Source organism: Endozoicomonas sp. ONNA2 (assembly GCF_024606365.1).
Taxonomy (GTDB): Bacteria; Pseudomonadota; Gammaproteobacteria; order Pseudomonadales; family Endozoicomonadaceae; genus Endozoicomonas.
Map to the genome: position 1 here is coordinate 1 of NZ_JAHHPO010000135.1, position 5,742 is coordinate 5,742.

The 5,742-nt window shown below is 50.9% G+C and carries 6 protein-coding genes; 4 read left to right on the forward strand and 2 right to left on the reverse strand.

Annotated features, from left to right (window positions below; translation table 11 throughout):
- Window positions 1-37 precede the first annotated feature (37 nt).
- Window positions 38-961 (reverse strand): ankyrin repeat domain-containing protein, encoded by a 924-nt coding sequence (locus KDK14_RS02530; RefSeq protein ID WP_257263449.1) that lies wholly within the window; start codon window positions 959-961, stop codon window positions 38-40.
- A gap of 418 nt (window positions 962-1,379) precedes the next feature.
- Here KDK14_RS02530 and pstS point away from each other — a divergent pair, with 418 nt between their 5' ends.
- The 4 genes from pstS (at window position 1,380) to pstB (ending at window position 5,195) form a co-directional block, all read left to right on the forward strand.
- On the forward strand, window positions 1,380-2,429 hold the full coding sequence (gene pstS, locus KDK14_RS02535; protein ID WP_257263451.1) for a phosphate ABC transporter substrate-binding protein PstS: 1,050 nt from the start codon (window positions 1,380-1,382) through the stop codon (window positions 2,427-2,429).
- A gap of 162 nt (window positions 2,430-2,591) precedes the next feature.
- Window positions 2,592-3,476, forward strand: coding sequence for a phosphate ABC transporter permease subunit PstC (gene pstC / locus KDK14_RS02540; RefSeq protein WP_257263452.1), 885 nt, complete (start codon window positions 2,592-2,594; stop codon window positions 3,474-3,476).
- A gap of 10 nt (window positions 3,477-3,486) precedes the next feature.
- Window positions 3,487-4,329 carry a phosphate ABC transporter permease PstA gene (gene pstA, locus KDK14_RS02545; protein WP_257263453.1) on the forward strand — a complete coding sequence of 281 codons (843 nt, stop codon included), beginning with the start codon at window positions 3,487-3,489 and terminating at the stop codon, window positions 4,327-4,329.
- Window positions 4,330-4,436: 107 nt separating this feature from the next.
- On the forward strand, window positions 4,437-5,195 hold the full coding sequence (pstB, locus tag KDK14_RS02550; protein WP_373691020.1) for a phosphate ABC transporter ATP-binding protein PstB: 759 nt from the start codon (window positions 4,437-4,439) through the stop codon (window positions 5,193-5,195).
- 112 nt (window positions 5,196-5,307) lie between these two features.
- Here pstB and KDK14_RS02555 read toward each other — a convergent pair whose 3' ends face one another.
- Window positions 5,308-5,664 carry a transposase gene (locus KDK14_RS02555; RefSeq protein WP_257263455.1) on the reverse strand — a complete coding sequence of 119 codons (357 nt, stop codon included), beginning with the start codon at window positions 5,662-5,664 and terminating at the stop codon, window positions 5,308-5,310.
- Window positions 5,665-5,742 lie beyond the last annotated feature (78 nt).

Below are 5,742 nucleotides of genomic sequence, written 5' to 3' on the forward strand. Positions count from 1 at the left end.
TCGACGTTTATTATAGCAGCTGATTCATGACGTACGATCAGTGGTAATCAGGAAGTATTTTACGGATTTCTGAATTTAACTGTGAATTTAAAGCAGAAGAGACCTGAGTTTGCACACTTTCGGACCCAAGCGAGACAAGTGTGAGGAACTGTTCCTTGAACTTCGGGTTTTGACTGCTTAAAAGTTGTTCAGTAAAAGTATTGGAGTTGACAATTTTTTCCCTAAGGGCAGTAATTAAATCTCTATAACGCCATTCAGTTCCGGAAGAACGCCAATGAGAATATCTATCCATAAAAATAATCAGCAGGTTCTCAGCTGCTCCCGTGCCCCTGGGCATTCCAGGGTTAAGCTTTGGCAATGTCAGAAGATGCTTGACCAGCTCTAAATTATCAAACATGAAGGCTTGGCCAAGGAGATTAACCGAAACTTCATCAGTGCCAGAGTATTCAATTAACTTTTCATTATCAATTTTACTGTATTGGACAAAAGCAGCCTTTTTTTGAAAACATATAGCCGTGTTTGGATTGGCTTTATCGTGACTGACCAGCAATTTGCAGATTTCCTCCCTGTTCTCGTTGCCAGGATTTGTGTTTATTAACTCTGCCGCTGTGAAATAAATGGTCGACCAAGAGTCAAAGATTCTAATCTCAGTGTCAGGGTTAATGCCGTTAGTCTTGAGCAATACCCTTACTGTTTCTGGTTTTAATTTATCCACGGAATGATTTTCACGCGGTGGTTTCCCCCCTAACTTGAACATTCCAGGTGACCTTCTATGTTCATCACCGGTTAACACTTTGTCAGGGTCCACTCCAGAATCAAGCATTTTCTTCAATACTTCTGCATTGCCATGCCAGGCTGCCTTACACGCCGCCGAGTGTAGATGGGCTTCTGCTGTTACAGTACGCTCATCCAAGAGGCGACTGACCATTTGCAAATCACCTGTTTTGGCTGCTTGATTCAATGCCTTCCCGGGATCTATAACTCCCAGGGCGCGGTTAATAACATGATGACACCCAAAGGCGGCTCTCTGAGCGATGGTTTGCCGGTTTGTCTGATCCGGGGGTTCAGGGGCATTATCAGACTGGTTCTGTACTTGCGTGCCTGTCAGGGGGGCTCTAATCATAATTTATTACCTTGGCTTCAAGATTGAGTCATATCCCGATGCGAGAATAAATCTCTCATCACCTGATGGACATTTCTGCCATAAATAAGTTCCCGACAAAAAAACTTGCCCGTATCAGCCGATGCCATAACCTCAAAGCCGTGAACAGACTGTCATACTTCTGAAATATCCAAGTAATATTTCTGTAACATTCCCACCCTATTCTGCCTCCCATCGAACACAAACACGCCCAAAGCGTTACCGGGGGAAAAGAACCATGACGTTCTTCAAGTCAGTTGTCGTATCCTCAGTGTTAGCTGCCGCCGCTTTTTCCACAGCAGCCAGCGCACAGTCAATCAATGGTGCCGGCGCCAGTTTTCCGCACCCTGTCTATGCCAAGTGGGCAGAAGAATATAACCGGGAAACCGGCGTAAAAATTAACTACCAGGCCATCGGTTCCGGTGGCGGTATTCGCCAGATTACTGCCAAAACGGTTGATTTTGGCGCCACCGATGCTCCCCTGGATCAACAGCGGCTGAATGATGAAGGCATGATCCAGTTCCCAATGGTGATGGGTGCCATTGTGCCGGTTGTCAACATTCCGGGCATTGAACCAGGTGCACTGAAACTGACCGGTGACATTATTGCCGACATTTATATGGGCAAGATCAAAAAGTGGAATGACCAGCGCATTACCGCTATCAACACGGATCTGAAGATTCCCGGACAAGCCATTTACGCGGTACACCGTTCAGACGGCTCCGGAACAACGTACAACTTCACGGACTACCTGAGTCAGGTCAGTGACTCCTGGAAAAACGACGTCGGCACCAATACCGACATTACCTGGCCAAAAGCGGCGACCACCATTGGCGCCAACGGCAATGCCGGTGTGGCCAATTTTGTCCGCCGTACCCGGGGCGCCATCGGTTACGTGGAGTATGCCTTTGCCAAGCAGAACAACCTGAGCCACACCCAGCTGGCCAGTGCTGAAGGCAAGTTTCTCCAACCCACCATGGAAACTTTCCAGGCAGCTGCCATGAACGCTGACTGGGAAAATGCTCCGGGCTTCCGCCTGCTGCTGAATAACCAGCCTGGCGCTGATTCCTGGCCAATGACCGCTGCCACATTCATCCTGATGCACAAGGATCAGGTGGATGCCGGACGGGCCAGAGAGATCGTCAAGTTCTTTGACTGGAGCTATGAAAACGGTGGCGAGTCGGCAGAAGATCTGGATTTCATCCCCATGCCAGACAGCGTCATTGAACTGGTTGAAAACACCTGGAAAGAGCAGCTGACCCATAACGGCGCAGCCATTATCAAGTAAACAAGTGACGTTTATTTAATGACGTTTATTGAATGCCGTTTATTGAAAAAAACAGGAAGGATTTCAGGGTAATGAGCTTGACGGCTCATTACCCTCCCGATAATTATGCATTCCACTGCCACTGCTCTCACATTACGGCCCGGCGCAATCAACGGCGATTCGATGTTCCATCGCCTGAGCTTTGCCAGTGCCGTATTGATCTTCCTGGTGCTGATCGGCATCATTCTCTCCCTGATTGACGGGGGCTGGCTGGCGCTGGCCAAATTTGGCCCTGGCTTTATCTTCAGCAATACCTGGGATCCGGTCGGTGGTGAGTTTGGTGCCGCAGCCGCCATTTACGGCACTATGGTATCATCATTGATCGCCATTGTGATCGCCATTCCTGTTGGCCTTGGCACCGCCATTTTTCTGGCTGAACTGGCACCCGAGTGGATCAGCAAGCCGGTGGGTATGGCCATTGAGCTACTGGCTGCAGTGCCCAGTATTATCTACGGCATGTGGGGACTGTTTGTCTTCGCCCCCTGGTTCTCTGAAGGTTTTCAGTTCTGGGCACTGGAGAATCTGGTTAACATCCCCCTGATCGGCCCCTGGTTTGATGGTCCTCCCATCGGCATCGGCCTGCTGACTGCTGGTATCATTCTGTCGTTTATGATCCTGCCCATTATCACGGCACTGACCCGCGACGCCCTGAAAACCGTGCCGAATGTGGTTCGTGAGGCGGCGTACGGCATTGGTGCTACACCTTATGAAGTGATTACCCGGGTACTGCTGCCTACCATCAAGAATGCTGCTGTCGGTGCGGGTATTCTCGGCCTTGGCCGTGCCCTGGGTGAAACCATGGCGGTTGCTTTTGTGATTGGCGGTGCCAACCGTATCGAGACATCACTGTTTATGCCGGCAAGCTCCATCTCCTCGACCATTGCCCAACAGTTCAATGAGGCCACCAATGAGCTGCATATTGCCTCATTGATCAGCCTGGGGCTGGTGCTCTTTATCCTGACCTTTGTGGTTATGGGAGCAGCACGCATCCTGTTGAGAAAGCGTTAAGGAGTCGTCGATGTCATTACGAAAACTCAAAAACCGGGCGTTTATCGGTTTCTGCATACTGTCCGCACTGTTTGGCCTGGTCGTATTGTCCAGCGTACTGTACAGCCTGGTGGGCAAGGGCATTGCCGGCATGGGACTGCCTGTCTTTACCGAATTGACCCCCGGACCGGGTAGCCATGGCGGCCTGAAAAACGCCATTGTCGGCAGCTTGATGCTGACCACCCTGGGCATTGTTATTGCCACACCACTGGGCATTCTGGCTGGCACCTGGTTATCCGAAAGCAACCAATCCTCAAAGGCGGCGGAGATGCTGCGCTTTTTGAATGGCATGCTGATGAGCGCACCCTCGATCCTGATCGGTCTGTTCGTTTATAAAATCGTTGTGGTGACTACCGGTTCATTCTCTGGCTGGGCAGGGGCAACCGCCCTGGCCATTCTGGCACTGCCCATTATTGTCAGTACCACTGAAGAGATGTTGCGTCTGGTGCCAACTACCTTGAAAGAGGCAGGCAGCGGCCTCGGCGCCCCCCGCTGGCAGGTCATTACCAAACTCTGTTATCGCGCTGCCGGCCCTGGCATTATCACCGGCGTGCTGCTGGCCATGGCCCGTATTACCGGTGAAACCGCCCCGCTGTTGTTTACCGCGTTGAACAGCAATTATATGACCACGGACATGAGCCAACCCATGGCCAACCTGCCGGTGACCATTTACCAGTACGCCATGAGCCCTTATGAGTCATGGAACGAGCTGGCCTGGGCCGGCGCACTGCTGATTACCACCTTTATTCTGATTATCAATATTCTGGCCACCGTGTTACCTCGCTGGCTGAAAGCAAGAAAGGCTGCCAAATGACCATGAATAAAAACGTGCACGTTTTTATGGAAGAACGTCCTGAGCATATCGACAGTGTCCAGACACTATCTGACGTTACTGTAACCGGACTGAAAAGTGCCAACCTGATGCCACGGATGGAAGTCAGGGATTTGAATTTTTTCTATAACAAAGGCGCTGAGCCTGCGTTGAAAAACATCAATATGCCCGTGTACAACAACCGGGTCACCGCACTGATCGGCCCATCCGGCTGTGGCAAATCCACCCTGCTGCGCACCATGAACCGTATCTATGACCTGTACGGCACTCAGCATGCACAAGGTGAGGTACTGCTGGACGGTGAAGATATTCTCAAGAGCAATGTGGACCTGAACGCGTTGCGCTCCAAAGTCGGCATGGTTTTCCAGAAGCCAACCCCGTTCCCCATGTCCATCTATGACAACATCACGTTTGGCCTGAAAATGCAGGGTGGCATGTCAGCTCCACAAATGGCAGTACGTGCCAAAAAGGCGCTGAAACGCGCACACCTGTGGAAAGAGGTCAAGGACAAACTGAATGCCGATGCCAGCAGCCTGTCTGGCGGACAGCAGCAGCGCCTGTGCATTGCCCGTACCATTGCCCTGAAGCCCGAAGTCATTCTGATGGATGAGCCGACATCCGCACTGGACCCTCTGGCCACCGCAGCCATCGAAGAGCTGATTACCGAGCTGCGGGAAAAGTACACCATCGTGATTGTGACCCATAATATGCAACAGGCGATGCGTATCTCTGATTACACAGGTTTCATGTACCTTGGTGAGTTGATGGAGTTTGGCCCGACCGGGAAGATTTTCCATAATGCCGACAACCAGAAGACACGCGACTATATTGCCGGAAACTTTGGCTAACGATCGGCACAGCATCCTCCCGCGTTGTACGGTTCTTTCTGAAAGGCCAGGGGCTTCGCAGACCTTCGACTGACGGGCACCATCTGCGTTTTGGCGAGGTCCGCAAGAGCGATCAATCCTCCTCTGGTTCCTCCCAGATCTCCCGGGCCTTTTTTGTGAGTACCAGCAAGGCCGCAGCTTCTGCTAACGCCTTATCCTTACGCTTGAGTTCACGCTCAAGCTTCTTGATAGTCAGCTTGTCTTTTTTTTGCTCAACATTCAGGGCCTTACGCTGCTCTGACAGACTGGCAGGCTTGGCCACCATGCCATTAATAAATGCTGCTTTCCACTTCTGTATTTGTTCAGCAAAAAGACCTTTCTTACGACAGTATTCAGCCATTTGGGCTTCGTTCAATGCCGCCGTTTCAATGATAACGGCCAACTGCTTTTCAGGTGGCCACTGATCTGGATTTTTTCTGTTGCCTGGCACAGGTATTCCTTGAGATAAAGCTTTCGTAACTATTCAGCACCCAGCAAAGGCATATTACTGTAATTCTGAACAGCTCTA

Coding starts and splice junctions, on each gene's coding strand:
- pstB (WP_373691020.1), top strand. CDS start 4,437: ATGCCACGGATGGAAGTCAGGGATTTGAATTTTTTCTATAACAAAGGC.
- pstA (WP_257263453.1), top strand. CDS start 3,487: ATGTCATTACGAAAACTCAAAAACCGGGCGTTTATCGGTTTCTGCATA.
- pstS (WP_257263451.1), top strand. CDS start 1,380: ATGACGTTCTTCAAGTCAGTTGTCGTATCCTCAGTGTTAGCTGCCGCC.
- pstC (WP_257263452.1), top strand. CDS start 2,592: ATGTTCCATCGCCTGAGCTTTGCCAGTGCCGTATTGATCTTCCTGGTG.